The sequence below is a fragment of the Rhizobium sp. RAF56 genome, assembly GCF_052113965.1.
Classification (GTDB): domain Bacteria; phylum Pseudomonadota; class Alphaproteobacteria; order Rhizobiales; family Rhizobiaceae; genus Rhizobium.
Map to the genome: position 1 here is coordinate 1 of NZ_JBFRDU010000002.1, position 13,391 is coordinate 13,391.

The 13,391-nt window shown below is 62.9% G+C and carries 13 protein-coding genes; 5 read left to right on the forward strand and 8 right to left on the reverse strand.

All coding sequences use genetic code 11. The features are described 5' to 3' along the window. Positions 1-265 precede the first annotated feature (265 nt). Positions 266-1,456, reverse strand: a complete 1,191-nt coding sequence (locus tag AB4048_RS01890; RefSeq protein WP_442200220.1) for a benzoate/H(+) symporter BenE family transporter — start codon at positions 1,454-1,456, stop codon at positions 266-268. Positions 1,457-1,747: 291 nt separating this feature from the next. Between AB4048_RS01890 and AB4048_RS01895 the strand changes: the two genes are divergently transcribed. Both AB4048_RS01895 and AB4048_RS01900 read left to right on the forward strand, forming a co-directional pair. Next, positions 1,748-3,085, forward strand: a complete 1,338-nt coding sequence (locus AB4048_RS01895) for a chloride channel protein (protein ID WP_442200221.1) — start codon at positions 1,748-1,750, stop codon at positions 3,083-3,085. A 460-nt stretch (positions 3,086-3,545) separates the two neighbouring features. Then, positions 3,546-3,983, forward strand: coding sequence for a hypothetical protein (locus tag AB4048_RS01900; protein ID WP_442200222.1), 438 nt, complete (start codon positions 3,546-3,548; stop codon positions 3,981-3,983). 18 nt (positions 3,984-4,001) lie between these two features. On the opposite strand, the gene AB4048_RS01905 is transcribed toward AB4048_RS01900, so the two are convergent. Both AB4048_RS01905 and AB4048_RS01910 read right to left on the reverse strand, forming a co-directional pair. Continuing rightward, positions 4,002-4,730 (reverse strand): class I SAM-dependent methyltransferase, encoded by a 729-nt coding sequence (locus AB4048_RS01905; RefSeq protein WP_442200223.1) that lies wholly within the window; start codon positions 4,728-4,730, stop codon positions 4,002-4,004. 191 nt (positions 4,731-4,921) lie between these two features. Next, entirely contained in the window at positions 4,922-5,509 is a 588-nt protein-coding gene (locus tag AB4048_RS01910) for an ATP-dependent Clp protease proteolytic subunit (RefSeq protein WP_442200224.1), read from the reverse strand. Between the two features lie 211 nt (positions 5,510-5,720). Here AB4048_RS01910 and AB4048_RS01915 point away from each other — a divergent pair, with 211 nt between their 5' ends. Further along, positions 5,721-6,479: a DUF2076 domain-containing protein gene (locus AB4048_RS01915; protein WP_442200225.1), complete on the forward strand. Its 759-nt coding sequence runs from the start codon at positions 5,721-5,723 to the stop codon at positions 6,477-6,479. 81 nt (positions 6,480-6,560) lie between these two features. Here the strand turns inward: AB4048_RS01915 and AB4048_RS01920 are convergent, their stop codons facing one another. Continuing rightward, positions 6,561-6,926: a DUF4406 domain-containing protein gene (locus AB4048_RS01920; protein ID WP_442200226.1), complete on the reverse strand. Its 366-nt coding sequence runs from the start codon at positions 6,924-6,926 to the stop codon at positions 6,561-6,563. Positions 6,927-7,049: 123 nt separating this feature from the next. Between AB4048_RS01920 and AB4048_RS01925 the strand changes: the two genes are divergently transcribed. Next, entirely contained in the window at positions 7,050-7,805 is a 756-nt protein-coding gene (locus AB4048_RS01925; protein ID WP_442200227.1) for a DeoR/GlpR family DNA-binding transcription regulator, read from the forward strand. Positions 7,806-7,818: 13 nt separating this feature from the next. Here AB4048_RS01925 and queF read toward each other — a convergent pair whose 3' ends face one another. From queF to AB4048_RS01940, 3 genes are all read right to left on the reverse strand, one after another. Continuing rightward, positions 7,819-8,283 (reverse strand): preQ(1) synthase, encoded by a 465-nt coding sequence (gene queF / locus AB4048_RS01930; protein ID WP_442200228.1) that lies wholly within the window; start codon positions 8,281-8,283, stop codon positions 7,819-7,821. Continuing rightward, complete coding sequence (locus AB4048_RS01935) at positions 8,284-9,198, reverse strand: cation diffusion facilitator family transporter (RefSeq protein ID WP_442200229.1); 915 nt, start codon at positions 9,196-9,198, stop codon at positions 8,284-8,286. Between the two features lie 130 nt (positions 9,199-9,328). Beyond that, positions 9,329-10,021: a DJ-1/PfpI family protein gene (locus tag AB4048_RS01940; protein WP_442200230.1), complete on the reverse strand. Its 693-nt coding sequence runs from the start codon at positions 10,019-10,021 to the stop codon at positions 9,329-9,331. An 83-nt stretch (positions 10,022-10,104) separates the two neighbouring features. Between AB4048_RS01940 and AB4048_RS01945 the strand changes: the two genes are divergently transcribed. Next, entirely contained in the window at positions 10,105-11,049 is a 945-nt protein-coding gene (locus AB4048_RS01945) for a GlxA family transcriptional regulator (protein WP_442200231.1), read from the forward strand. Positions 11,050-11,115: 66 nt separating this feature from the next. Here AB4048_RS01945 and AB4048_RS01950 read toward each other — a convergent pair whose 3' ends face one another. Next, the gene (locus tag AB4048_RS01950) at positions 11,116-13,305 is read right to left on the reverse strand and encodes an anthranilate synthase (protein WP_442200232.1); all 2,190 of its coding nucleotides are present in this window, start codon (positions 13,303-13,305) and stop codon (positions 11,116-11,118) included. Between the last annotated feature and the right edge of the window lie 86 nt (positions 13,306-13,391).

Below are 13,391 nucleotides of genomic sequence, written 5' to 3' on the forward strand. Positions count from 1 at the left end.
GCCTGGTGCGCGCAAACCTCATGCACCGCCGCCGCACCGACCTCCTCCTCAAGCCTCCGCCAGACCCGCCAGGCGACACCAGACAGATGGTGCTCAAATGGACCTGAATTTAAACCGGACAGCAGTGGCCTTGTGCCGAGGATCTGCTGCATCTCAATAAATTCAATCCGTTGCAGATATCACGGACGGCCAGAGCATGACGAAGGAGCAGCTGCAGGCTTTGGCAGCGGGCTCAAACCTTGCAGACTGCCACCGTCTCCGCCTCTCAGCTTGGCTTGCGTGTCGCCTTGACGAACCGCTGCAGCACCAGCATCAGACCGCCCGCCAAAAGTCCCCAGAATGCGCCTGAAACGCCTGCGAATGTGACGCCGGAGGCGGTGACGAGGAAGGTGATGGCGGCGGCTTCCCGCGTTTCGGCCTCATGGAAGGCAGCCATTGCCGAGCCTGAGAAGGCGGCGACCAGCGCCAGGCCCGCAACCGCCTCGATGAGGATCGGCGGCGCCAGCCCCACGAATGCGGTGACCGCGCCGGCGAGCAGCCCGAATACGACATAGGCGATGCCGGCGACGATCGCCGCCCAATAGCGCCGGGCCGGATCGGGATGCGCGTCATGTCCGGCGCACATCGCCGCCGTGATCGCCGCAAGATTGACGCCATGCCCGCCGAAGGGCGCGCAGAGCAGTGAAAACAGGCCGGTCACGGCAAACAGCGGTCCCGGCTTCGGATGATAGTGATTGACCTTCAAGACGGCGATGCCGGGAATATTCTGCGAGGCCATGGTGACGATGAAGAGCGGCAGCGCGATCGACACGAGGCCCGCCAAGGTAAAGGCCGGCATCACGAAGGTGGCGCTCGGCAGAAGCGACCGTTCGATCGCGGAAAACGCGCCCGGCGGAATGTCGACGCCGAAGGCAAGTACCAGCGCGAAGGCGGCAAGGGCCGCCGGCACCGCAAAGAGCCGCTTGAACGCGCCGACGACGATCCAGGCAAGCGCGATCGGCAGGCCGAGCCAGGGATTGAAGGCAATCGCCTTCACCGGCGCGAAACAGAGCCCGATGAGCACGCCGGCAAGCATTGCATTGGCAAGCGGCGCGGGAATGGCGGCAACCGCACGCCCGAGCGGCCGAAACAGGCCGGCAACGACGATCAAAACCCCGCAAACGAGAAACGCACCGACCGCAACCGGAAATCCTCCCGCCATGGCACCGGCGCTCGCAAGCAGCGCCGCCCCCGGCGTCGACCAGGCGACGCTGATCGGCAGCCGCGTCGCCGCGCTGAGCACGATGCCGGCGATCCCCATCGCCAGCGACAGCGCCATCAACCCCGAAGCCGCCTCCGCATCGCTCGCCCCCACCGCCTGCAATCCGTGCAGGACCACGGCAAACGAACTGGCAAAGCCGACGAAAGCGGCAAGGAGGCCCATAAACAGGCTTTGAACGGATAGATCTTTCAACATGGCGGGACTCGGGGCGCGGCGAATGGAGACCGGCATGGAGCACGAGGCAAAGCAGCCGCGCAAGGCCGGATGGCGGGGATATGGTTCGGTTGACTGGAAGGGTGCGTATGGAAATAGAAAGGCTTGCGTCTAGAAGTCATCGATTTTAATGGCGGCGTTCGCCCGAAGCGGACGCGAGGCGCGATATATGGCAAGCTTTCGCTACACCGCTCACAATTGGCTCATCGCCTGGGGTGACGTTTCCTATTCGCAGGCGCTAAAAGGTTTCGTCCCCATTTTTCCGAGTCCCCGATGTCCATCACCTATCGCAAGTCGAAGCTTGTCCGTCGCTCTCGCGTCCTCTGGGGATCGTTTTCACTTTGGCGGCCAAGGCTTGTTTTCTGGTTTGGTGCAATTGCAATCGGTGTCGTGAGCGTCGCGTTTGCCAAACTGGCGGATCTTGCCCAGAAGGCGTTCGCATCGCTGACGACATCCGGCGAGTTCTCGTTCCTGCTTCCCCTCGTCATTGCTCCCGGCGGCTTCATGCTGTCTGCCTATCTTGCAGCGACCGTGTTTCCCAACGCACAGGGAAGCGGTATTCCGCAGGCGATTGCTGCCCGCCATCTTCGCGAGGACGAGGACCGAGGACGCTTGCTATCGCTGAAGATCGCCGTTGGCAAAATCGTGCTGACCATACTCGGCCTGTTGTGTGGCGCTTCGATCGGCCGTGAGGGGCCAACTGTCCAGGTAGGCGGATCGATCATGCTGGCCGTCGCGCGGTTTGGCGGCATGCAGCAGGCGAGAGGATTGATCCTGGCGGGTTCTGCGGCGGGCATCGCGGCTGCCTTCAACACGCCCTTGGCCGGTATAGTGTTCGCCATCGAGGAGATGAGCCGGACCTACGAATCTCGTGCGAACGGTATCGTCTTGACCGCCGTCATTCTCTCCGGCCTCGCGGCGCTCGGCCTTGCAGGCAGCTACAACTACTTCGGAGAAGCGTCGGTCGCCCCCACTCAAATGCGTGACTGGGCGCTTGTACTCGTCTGTGGCGTCGGTGGCGGCGCTCTCGGCGCCTGCTTCAGCGGGTTTGCTTTGCATTTTGGCCAGCGTGTCAGGCGTTGGGTCCACCCACGGCCGCTCACCCGTGTCGTGGTGGTGGCAGGACTTTGCGGGCTCGCGGTCGCCATTGTCGGCGTTGCCTCGGGAGGCACCACTTTCGGCACCGGCTACGAACAGGCGAAAAGCGCCGTCGAAGGAAATGCGCTCCCCGTGTTCTTTTTTGTCGAGAAGTTGGCGGCAAGCTTCCTGTCGATGCTTTCGGGCATCCCGGGCGGCATTTTTGCGCCCTCGCTAGCCGTGGGCGCCGGATTTGGAAGTACGATGGGATCGCTTCTTGGAACGAGCATTGCGCTCGCCGCGATCCTGGGAATGGCGGGTTATTTTTCCGGTGTGGTCCAGGCACCGATGACCGCTTTCGTCATCATCCTGGAAATGACCGGCGACCATGAGGCCGTGATCCCGATCATGGCGGTTTCCATGATCGGCTACGTGACTTCGCGAATTCTATCGCACGAGCCCTTATACCATGGCCTATCTCGGGTGTTCATCGCAGCAGCAATTCGAGCGCGTCGGTCAGCGCAGAAAGAGTAGGCGGTCGGCTTGCTGCCATTAGCGATGTCTGTCATGTCGCAAACAGGATAACAGCCGGGCATGAAACAAAGACCTGAGAAAGCAAATTCAATCACTTAATCATTTTCTCATCCCCCTTGCTCGCAGCCATGCCACAATCCCTCTCATCCCGCTATCGGATGCACCGCGAGGCGTCGCGGCGAGGCGGGATCGGCGCTTGGGGTTGGGGAACGACGTGAGCCCCCTCCTCGAGGGTCCGCAGAAAAAGGTCTCCCTCCGGAGACGGCGGCGGCGTGGAGACGCGCCGACGGGTTTCGCTCCGGACGTGCCTGTGCGGCACACATGGTTTCTCGCTGCCGATGGAGGTGGCGAGGGTCGCAGAGAGACCGAAGTTGCGGGCATAAACCGCCGAACGGGGTGCCGGAAGGCGCCATTTATTTTAGTTTCACGAGGCAACTTCAGGCGCCCCGTCCGAAACGACATGCCGCTCAACCGGGGATTTCCGCCTCCGGCGGTTCCGGCATGGCTATTTGAAAGGATGTTGTTTTCGGTGCGGACTCCGCCAGTTCTGCGCTACCTTGGGTATAAATACTTCGAACAGCTCAGCCTCGATGCGATGGAACATCGGTGCAAAGGAAATCTCTCAATGAAACCTGCATCGTTCAAGCTCGCCCTTTGGCTCCTGCTTGCAGCCCTCAACGGGACGCCGGCCGTTGCGGCTGACGCCGCCGATACCAATGCGGGAGCGCAGGAACAGGCCGTAAGCATGAGAGAGTTCATTAGCGCCAATCCGGACTGCCTGGAGCTGAACGATCAATGTTCATTCTGCTCGGTCGTGAACGGAGAAGCAAAATGCTCCACCCCTCAGATCGCTTGCGTCAAGCAGGCATATCGGTGCACCGCGCGATCCAGCAAATAGAAGGGGAATGGCCGCCCGTCAGGCGCGGCGAATGACAAAGATCATCTCGTCCGAGGTGGCGGGATCGAACGGGCCGCCCCGCCAATCGCCCAGCACCTGCTCGGCGCATAGGCCAGCCAATGCAAGGCGGCTCTCCATATCTTCGCGGGACAGGAAGCGGAGTTCGCTTACCGAAACCAGCGCCTCGTCGGGAAAATCGTAGCGCGTCTCGAAGCGCAACCGGTCGGCCTCTTTCGAGATGACCGCGCGCGTTTCCCGGATCGTGATGCCCTCCGACACGTAGTCGCGCACGCCGCCGTCCCATCTTCCGCCCCAGTCGACCGCCGGGTTGCGGGTCTCGAAGACGATGCGGCCGTCGTCGGCCAGATGGTCGCGCATCATCGCCAGCGTTGCCGCGATATCGGCGTCATCGAGCAAAACCTGAAAGGCATGGCCCGTCATGACGATCAGATCGAAGCGCGTGTCGGAACGGAAGGCCTCGGCGAAAGACCTGATCCAGCAGATACGATCGCCGTTCGCGCCGCGGCGCGCCACGTCGAGCATGGGCAGGCAAGGATCGACGCCGGTCACCACATGGCCGAGCGCCGCATAGGCATGGCTTAGAACGCCGGTGCCGCATCCGAGATCGAGGATGCGCTTTTGCCCCTCTCCCGCAAGCCTCAGATAGAAATCCCGATCTTCCGACCAACCGTTGCCAAGGTCGTAGATCGCGGCGAGCCGGGGATGCTCGTAGTGAAGATCGGGCATGCGGCCTCCATCGGGGATCGACGGCGCGAACAAAGCATGGTGGCGGAAGGCAGGCTAGCGCTGGGGGAGACGTCGGATCGGTCGAGGCCGTCGCGCGCGGCAGCCGGATGAGGGGCCACACCGGCAAGCGGGTCTCAAAGAAAGCGCCCTCGCCTGCGGTCAGCAAGCGAGGGTGCTGTTATTCGGTCACATCAGAGCTCGCTCTGCGAGGTGACGATGCGCGAGACGAGGCCGTAGGCAAGAGCGTCTTCGGAGGAGAGCCAGTAGTCGCGGTCCGTGTCCTTGGCGATCTTTTCGATCGGCTGGCCGGTGGCCGCGGCAAAGATCCGGTTCAGGCGCTCGTTCATCTTGATGATTTCGCGGGCTTGGATCTCTATGTCGGAGGCCATGCCGCGGGTGCCGCCCGACGGTTGGTGCAAAAGGAAGCGCGTGTTCGGCAGGCAAATACGCCGTTCCTTCGGAACCGAGACGTAGATCAGGGCGCCGGCCGAGGCGACCCAGCCGGTGCCGATCATCCACACCTTCGGCTTGATGAACTTGATCATGTCGTGGATCGAATCACCGGATTCCACGTGGCCGCCAGGCGAATTGACATAGACGCGGATCTCCTCGTCGCTGGCGGCGGCCAGCGCCACGAGCTGCGTGCAGACCTTCTGCGCCAGTTCCTGCGTGATCGGACCGTAGATGAAGATCGATCGCGACTTGAAGAGATTCGCCTCCGTCTCCTTGCCGAGCATCAGCTCCTTCGTCTTGTCTTCGTCCTGGTCTTCGTCGTTCATGTGCAACTCTCCGGCATGATGTGTCGTCCACCGCACATAGTGCGTATCCATGCCTAAAACAATGCGAGAAAAAGGGGAAGTGCGGGAACTCACGAACATGGTTGCAGATTACCGAAATGTAACGTGACGCGCTTTGAAATGCCGGATTTCAATCCTACGTCAGTCCGGCGCGGTCAACAGTCAGCGCCATCAATTGCGAAGGAGGCCACCCATGTCGCCCGAAGAACGCCAACTGCTTACCTCCCTCTTCGAACGCACGAAATCCGCCGCCGCCACGCCTCGCGATGGCGATGCGGAAGCCTTGATCGGCCAGGCGCTGCGCGACCAGCCATACGCCGCCTACTTCCTGGCGCAGGCGGTGATCGTACAGGAACAGGGCCTGAAAGCCGCGGCCGACCGCATTCAGCAGCTTGAGGCGCAAGTGCGCGAGCTCGAAGCGCACCGGGGCGAAAGCCGTAGCGAACAGAGTGGCGGCTTCCCCGGCGGGCTCGGCTCGCTCTTCGGCGGAGGCCACGCCGACGAAGCGCCCCGCCGCAGCGTGCCGCCGGTCGGCAACCAGCAAGGCCGGCTCTACGACGACTACGCCCGCAACGCCGCGCCTGCGCAGCAGCAGCCGGCCGGCCCCTGGAACCCACAGCCTGCGGCACCTTCGGCGGCCGGCAGCTTCCTCACTGGCGCTCTCGGCACGGCGGCGGGTGTCGCCGGCGGCGTGATGCTGGCGGATTCGCTGCGCGGCCTGTTCGGCCCGCATCTCGGCGGCTTCGGCGGCAATCCCCTCGCCGGTTCCGGCCTCGGCGCGCAACCGGTCGAGGAAACCACCGTCAACAACTATTACGTCAACGATGACAAGGGCCAGGGTCAGAAGGACGGCGGCACGTCGAACGATGCCCAGGTCGACAATGCCAGCGATGACGACAACGACGATGGCTTCGACGATTCGTTCGACAACGACGACAGCTCGATTGCGTGATGAGGCGGCTCGCAAAAGAGCGAGCATGACGCGCCGATCCATCCGAGGAGCCGCCGGAGACAATCTCCCGGCGGCTTTACATTATGCCGCGGCAGCGCAGCCGGGCACGTCCTCCAGACGGAACCACACCGGAATGCCGCGCTCGCGTGCGATGCGCACATCGTTATCGGCCCCTTGCGACGCGCCCGGCAATCGCAGAACGCCGTCGCAGAGCGCAAGCAGACGGCCCGCGACCGGGTGGAAAATCTCCTCATAGAGCGCATCGCCGACCGAAGCGCCGCCGGCCGCATTCCATACCGGCAATGCCACCCACTCGCCGATCATCGGCACGTGCCCTGCTTTGAAGAGTGCGTGGGACGGCGCTTCCAGCCGCCTCAGGTTTTCCGCCATTTTCCCCGGATCGTCGCCCGTCCCGGAGCGATAAGGTCCCGCAATCAAGATCATCATGATCGAACTCCTTTCACCATGGCCTCCAACGCCAAGGCCATGCGCAAGGATGCACGAATTTTCTTGAATGTCGATTTAGTTCGTGTAATTTTGTAATTATTCATGAAACTTCGTGCAGAACCAATGCTGACGACGCAACGCAAGAACCTGATCCTCGATCTCCTTCGCCGAGACGGCCAAGTGGTCGCCAAACGCGTCGCCGAGAATTTCTCGCTATCCGAAGACACGATCAGACGCGACCTACGGGAGATGGCCGCGCAGCGCCTGCTGAAGCGGGTCCATGGCGGCGCCTTGCCGCTCGCGCCGGAACTGCCGGATCTCACCGCTCGCGGCGAGATCTCTTCGGAAATGAAGCAGAGGCTGGGAACAGCGGCTGCAGCGCTCGTGCGGCCAGGCCAGATGATCTTTCTCGACGGTGGCACGACGACGGCCGAAATCGCCCGCAGGCTGCCGCGCGAGTTTGCCTTCACGGTGGCAACGCACAGCCCGACGATCGCAACTGCGCTGGAGAAACATCCGACCGCGGAGGTGATCCTGATCGGCGGCCGCATCTATAAGCATTCGATGGTGTCGACCGGCGCCGTGGCGATGACCGCGATCTCCGGACTGCGCCCGGATATCTTCTTCCTGGGGGTGACCGCGGCGCATCCCGTGCACGGGCTGTCGACCGGCGATCTGGAGGAGGCCGCCATCAAGCGGCACATCGCCCGGTGTTCGGCGGAAACCTATGTGCTGCTGACGCCGGAGAAACTCGACATGGTGTCGCCGTGCCAGGTGCTCGCCATATCGGAGGTCTCGGGATTGATCGTTCCGACAGAGACGTCAGCCGCACGGCTGCGGCCGTATCGCGAACTCGCCGCCTCCATCCTCGAAGCGTGACGGCAGCCGTCCCTCACCCGCGTCCGCGATAGGTCGCAACGCCCTGGTCCGGCAGCCATACGCCCTCTGGCGGCTTGCCTGTCTGCCAGAAGACGTCGATCGGAATGCCGCCGCGCGGATACCAGTAGGCGCCGATCCTCAGCCATTTCGGATCGAGCAGTTCGATGAGCCGCTTGGCGATGTAGATCGAGCAATCTTCGTGGAAAGCGCCGTGATTGCGGAAGGAGAAGAAGAACAGTTTCAGCGACTTCGATTCCACCAGCCATTCGTTCGGAATGTAGTCGATGACGATGTGGGCAAAGTCCGGCTGGCCGGTCATGGGGCAGAGCGACGTGAATTCAGGCGCGGTGAAGCGCACGACGTAATCCGTGCCCTGATGGCCCGCAGGCACCCTCTCCAGAACCGCATCCTCGGGCTTGGTTGCGATTTCGGCAGAGCTGCCGAGCATGGAAAGGCCGGACACATCGGTGTTGGGCATTTAAGCCTCCTTGACGACTTTGACGCGAATGCCATGGGCCTTTTCGCCCTCCGGCTCCACGTGGATGGTGATCTGAGCGCCCGCATGGATATCCCTTATGGCATCTTCAAGGCGGTCGCAGATATCATGCGCCTCACCGACCGGCATGGACGACGGCACGACCATATGGAAGGCGACGAAAGTGACGGTTCCGGCCACCCGCGTCTTCAGGTCATGGACGCCGAGGGAGCCGAATGCGTTGGCGGCAATCGCAGCCTTGATCGCGGCCTCCTCGTCCGGCTCGACCGCCTTGTCCATCAGCCCCCCGATCGAATGCGAGATCACCTTCCAGCCCTGGAAGAGAATATTGACCGCAACGAGGATAGCGATGATCGGGTCGATGACGGCATAGCCGGTTGCGAGCGCCAGCAACAGGCCGACGATCACGCCGATCGAGGTATAGACGTCGGACAGAATATGCTGGCCGTCCGCCAAGAGCGCCGGCGAGCGATGCGCGCGGCCAGCCTTGACAAGCATCACGCCCCAGACGGCATTGATGATGCCGGCGACAAAGTTGATGGCAAGGCCGAGAAACGGCGCATCCAGCGGCATCGGATGGCTGAAGTGCCCGACCGCCTGCTGGACGATCAGCAGCGCCGCGACGACGATCAGCACGCCTTCGGTCACGGCCGACAGGTATTCCGCCTTGTGATGGCCGAAGGGATGGTCGTGGTCGGCCGGCTTCTGCGCGTAGCGAATGACGAAGAAGGCGATGAAGGAGGCGACGACGTTGACGAAGGATTCAAGGCCGTCCGACAACAGCGCCAGCGAGCCGGTCACCCACCAAGCGGACATCTTCAGCGCCAGCACGCCAAGCGAAATCGGCATGCCCCAGAAGGCCAGCCGCGTTATCTTTTCTCCCCCGCTTCCGCTCATGCCGTTTCCTCAACGCTCATGCAAATGAATTGCAATTACAGGCCTATTTCAACGCAAAACCGCGTGCACGAAGTTCGCGCACGCGGTCTGGATGACGGGTCATATGGGGCAAGAGGCCCCGCTTGTCAAATCAACTGAATGAGGATGCAAAGGCAGGCGCGATCCGCTCGAAAATAGCCTCGCGCACCGCCCGCGATCCGCCGAGCCGCTTTTTGGCTTCAGCGAGCACTTCTGTCGACGCCTCGCTCGGCGTGCCCGAGCGGAAGGGCGGCGCCGGCGCATATTCGAGCGACAGCTGGACGATCTTGGCCTCGTCTTCTCCGGCGAGCGCCGCCAGCACCTCCAGGCCGAAGTCGATGCCCGCGGTCACGCCTCCGGCGGTGATAACCTTGCCGTCGCGCACGATGCGGCCCTCGGTCGGAACGGCGCCGAGGCGGCTCAGGAAATCCTGGGCATACCAATGTGTCGTGGCGCGCTTGCCCTTCAGCAGCCCCGCTGCGCCGAGTACCAAGGCGCCGGTGCAGACCGAGGTGACGAAACGCACTTCGGCTGCTTTCTCGCGCACAAAGGCCAGCGTCTCATCATCTTCAAGCAGCGCATTGACGCCGGCGCCGCCGGGCACGCATAGCACGTCCAGCGCCGGGCAATCGGCAAAGCGCGTCGTCGGCTGGATCTTCAGTCCAGTCGCCGAAGTCAGCGGCGACAGGTCCTTCCAGAGGATATGGACCTCGGAACCGGGCGCCGAGGCGAAGACCTCATAGGGTCCGGTCAGGTCGAGCTGTTGCACATTGGGAAAGGCGAGAAGTCCGAAGCGTAGCGTCATGGCGATCTCCCGTGGTTGACTTCTCAACTCTACACCAACATTGTTTGGCGAATTTGCCATTCACCCCACGTTTTGAGCCAACCATGCGCCGGATCGAAATCCTAGCCTTCGACAATGCCCAGTTGCTCGATGTAACGGGTCCCTTGCAGGTCTTTGCTACCGCCAACGACATGATGAGAAATGCCGCAAAGGCGCTGCCCTATGAGATCGCGGCCGTCTCGGCGCGTGGCGAGGTCGTCACGACCTCGGGCCTCGTGCTCGTCACCGCGATCCTGCCGGAGGCCACCGAGGTCGACACCCTCGTCATCGCCGGCGGCAGGGGCGTGAACGAGGCCTGTAAGGACGATGGGCTGATGAACTGGATCAGGCGCCGCGCGGCGATCAGCCGTCGAACGGCCTCGGTTTGCAGCGGTGCGTTCCTGCTGGCGAGCGCCGGCCTTCTCGACGGCAAGCGCGCCGTGACGCATTGGCGGCGGTGCGCGGAATTCCTCGAACGCTTTCCGAGGGTCCGCCTTGAGGCCGATCCCATCTTCGTCAGGGACGGCACTATGTGGACATCGGCGGGCGTCACCGCCGGCATCGACTTGGCGCTCGCCCTTGTCGAGGACGACCTCGGCCGCGACGTGGCGCTCGAGATCGCCCGCGAACTTGTCGTTTTCCTGAAGCGGCCGGGCGGACAATCGCAATTCAGTGCCGCCCTTGCACTGCAGGCCGGCGGAGAGCGCTTCGACAGCCTGCACGGCTGGATCATGGAGAACCTGCGCGGAGATCTCTCGCTCCCTGCCCTCGCCGAACGCGCCCATATGAGCGCGCGCAGCTTTTCACGCCACTATCGGGCGGCGACCGGGCGCACGCCAGCCCGGGCTATCGAGGACATCCGCGTCGAAGCGGCGCGGCGCCTGCTGGAGCAGGGCGCTTCCGTCAGCCAGACACGCCTGCGCTGCGGCTTCGGCTCGGATGAGACTATGCGGCGAAGCTTCCTTCGGTCGCTTGGCACGACTCCGCAGGCCTATCGCGAACATTTCTGACGGGCATCCGGGCCGGAAGGGGCCATTGGCATATCACTCAGGTGAGTTACACACCGCCGCCCCTGCCTACGCAGCCTTGGTTTTTGCCCTTCGCGCCAGATGCGCCACGACGTTTTCTATCATCCGCATGCCGGCGTCGCCGCCGAGCGTCATGATCGATTCAGGATGGAACTGGACGGCGGCGATCGGTTCCTTGGCGTGCTCGATGCCCATGATCGTGCCGTCCTCGCTTTCCGCCGTGATGATGAAATCGCGCGGCAGGGTCGCGGGATCGGCGAAGATCGAGTGATAACGGCCGACGGTGACCTCCTTGCCGAGACCGGAGAAGACCAACCCCGGTTCCAGCACGCGTATGCGCGACGGCTTGCCGTGCATCGGCACCGCCAGATGCCTGAGCTCGCCGCCGTAGGCCTCCGCAAGCGCCTGCAGTCCAAGGCAGACGCCGAAGATCGGCAGGTCACGGGCACGGGCTCTCTTGATCGTCGCCTTGCAGTCGAAATCCTTCGGATTGCCCGGTCCCGGCGACAGGACGACAAGGTCGGGATTGAGCCGTTCGAAGATTTCCTCCGGCACCGGGCTGCGCACGGTCGAGACCGTGGCGCCGGTCTGGCGAAAATAGTTGGCGAGCGTGTGGACGAAGCTGTCCTCGTGGTCGACGAGCAGGATATTGATGCCCTTGCCGACGTGGGCGACGTCGCGCCCGGCCTTGCTGGAATTGGCGGCCTTGGCATCGCGGATTGCGGAAAGCATGGCGGAGGCCTTCAGTTCGGTTTCGGCTTCTTCCTCTTCGGGAATGGAGTCGTTCAGCAGTGTAGCACCGGCACGAACCTCGGCAATGCCGTCCTTGATGCGCACGGTTCTGAGCGTCAGGCCGGTGTTCATGTCGCCGTTGAAGCCGACCATGCCGATGGCGCCGCCGTACCAGGCGCGCGGGCTCTTTTCATGCGCCTCGATGAAGCGCATCGCCCAAAGCTTCGGCGCGCCGGTGACGGTGACGGCCCAGGCATGCGAGAGGAAGCCGTCGAAGGCGTCCATGTCGTCGCGGAGGCGGCCTTCGATGTGGTCGACGGTGTGGATCAGACGCGAATACATCTCGATCTGCCGGCGGCCGATCACCTTCACCGAGCCAGGCTCGCAGACCCTCGACTTGTCGTTGCGATCGACGTCGGAGCACATGGTCAGTTCCGACTCGTCCTTCTTGGAATTGAGCAGCTTCAGGATCTGCTCCGAATCGGCGATCGGATCGTCGCCGCGCTTGATCGTGCCGGAGATCGGGCACGTCTCGATGCGGCGGCCGGATACGCGCACGAACATTTCCGGCGACGCGCCGACGAGATATTCCTGATTGCCGAGATTGATGAAGAAGGAATAGGGCGACGGGTTGGTCGCCTTCAGCCGCTTGGAAATGTCCGACGGCTTGCTGTCGCAGCGCTCCATGAATTTCTGGCCGGGCACCACCTCGAAAAGGTCGCCCTTGCGGAAGCTTTCCTTCGCCTTGACGACCAACTCGGCATATTCGCCGGGCCGGTGATCGCTCTTCGGCGGGATCGTCTCGTTGGAAACGAACGGCTCCGGCGCGATGTCGCCGGCCCTGCCCTCGGTCGAAACGCCGTCCTTCTCGAAATCGTAGCGGTCGATCCACGCCTTGGCGGCATAGTTGTCGACGACGAGAATTTCGTCGGGAAGGAAAAGCACCATGTCGCGCTGGTCGGCCGGGCGCTTCAGCTTCAGGTCGATCGCGTCGAACTGGAAGGCGATATCGTAGCCGAAGGCCCCGTAGAGGCCGATGCTCGAATCGGCATGGCTGTGGAAAAGATCGGTCACGGCGCGCAGCACAGTGAAGACCGTCGGCATCTTCGACCGTTCTTCCTCGGTAAACACGCGGTCCGGGGTTTTCACCGCCAGATCGAGCCGCCTGTCGGTCTGCGAACCGAGCACGAGATCGGCGACCGTCCTCAGCCGTTCGGCGATGAAGCCGAGGATCACTTCACCGCGTGCGTTATAGGCCTCGATCCAGACATTGCGGCCGAAAGACGAGATGCCGAGCGGCGGATCGACTACCGCCGTATCCCAACGCGTATAGCGGCCGGGATATTCGTAGTTGGAGGAGAAGACGGCGCCGCGCCGCTCATCGAGCTTGTCGACATAGGAAGAGACGGCATCGCCATAGGGGATCGCCCGACGCTTTCGGGTGACCGTGATGCCGCCCTTGGTCTCATAGATTTCCGCACCATCATCCCTAAGGATCGTTACCATTGTCCCTCACTCCGTTATCGGGGCCCGGATGACAGGCGCTTGAAGACAAAAAAGCCGCCTGATCGTCTCGGGCGGCTTCTCGGTCG

Bases quoted from the DNA above. Each gene is read 5' to 3' on its own strand.
- queF (WP_442200228.1), bottom strand. From the start codon at position 8,283: ATGCCCAACACCGATGTGTCCGGCCTTTCCATGCTCGGCAGCTCTGCC.
- AB4048_RS01915 (WP_442200225.1), top strand. From the start codon at position 5,721: ATGTCGCCCGAAGAACGCCAACTGCTTACCTCCCTCTTCGAACGCACG.
- AB4048_RS01940 (WP_442200230.1), bottom strand. From the start codon at position 10,021: ATGACGCTACGCTTCGGACTTCTCGCCTTTCCCAATGTGCAACAGCTC.
- AB4048_RS01890 (WP_442200220.1), bottom strand. From the start codon at position 1,456: ATGTTGAAAGATCTATCCGTTCAAAGCCTGTTTATGGGCCTCCTTGCC.
- AB4048_RS01895 (WP_442200221.1), top strand. From the start codon at position 1,748: ATGTCCATCACCTATCGCAAGTCGAAGCTTGTCCGTCGCTCTCGCGTC.
- AB4048_RS01910 (WP_442200224.1), bottom strand. From the start codon at position 5,509: ATGAACGACGAAGACCAGGACGAAGACAAGACGAAGGAGCTGATGCTC.
- AB4048_RS01920 (WP_442200226.1), bottom strand. From the start codon at position 6,926: ATGATGATCTTGATTGCGGGACCTTATCGCTCCGGGACGGGCGACGAT.
- AB4048_RS01925 (WP_442200227.1), top strand. From the start codon at position 7,050: ATGCTGACGACGCAACGCAAGAACCTGATCCTCGATCTCCTTCGCCGA.
- AB4048_RS01935 (WP_442200229.1), bottom strand. From the start codon at position 9,198: ATGAGCGGAAGCGGGGGAGAAAAGATAACGCGGCTGGCCTTCTGGGGC.
- AB4048_RS01900 (WP_442200222.1), top strand. From the start codon at position 3,546: ATGCCGCTCAACCGGGGATTTCCGCCTCCGGCGGTTCCGGCATGGCTA.
- AB4048_RS01905 (WP_442200223.1), bottom strand. From the start codon at position 4,730: ATGCCCGATCTTCACTACGAGCATCCCCGGCTCGCCGCGATCTACGAC.
- AB4048_RS01950 (WP_442200232.1), bottom strand. From the start codon at position 13,305: ATGGTAACGATCCTTAGGGATGATGGTGCGGAAATCTATGAGACCAAG.
- AB4048_RS01945 (WP_442200231.1), top strand. From the start codon at position 10,105: ATGCGCCGGATCGAAATCCTAGCCTTCGACAATGCCCAGTTGCTCGAT.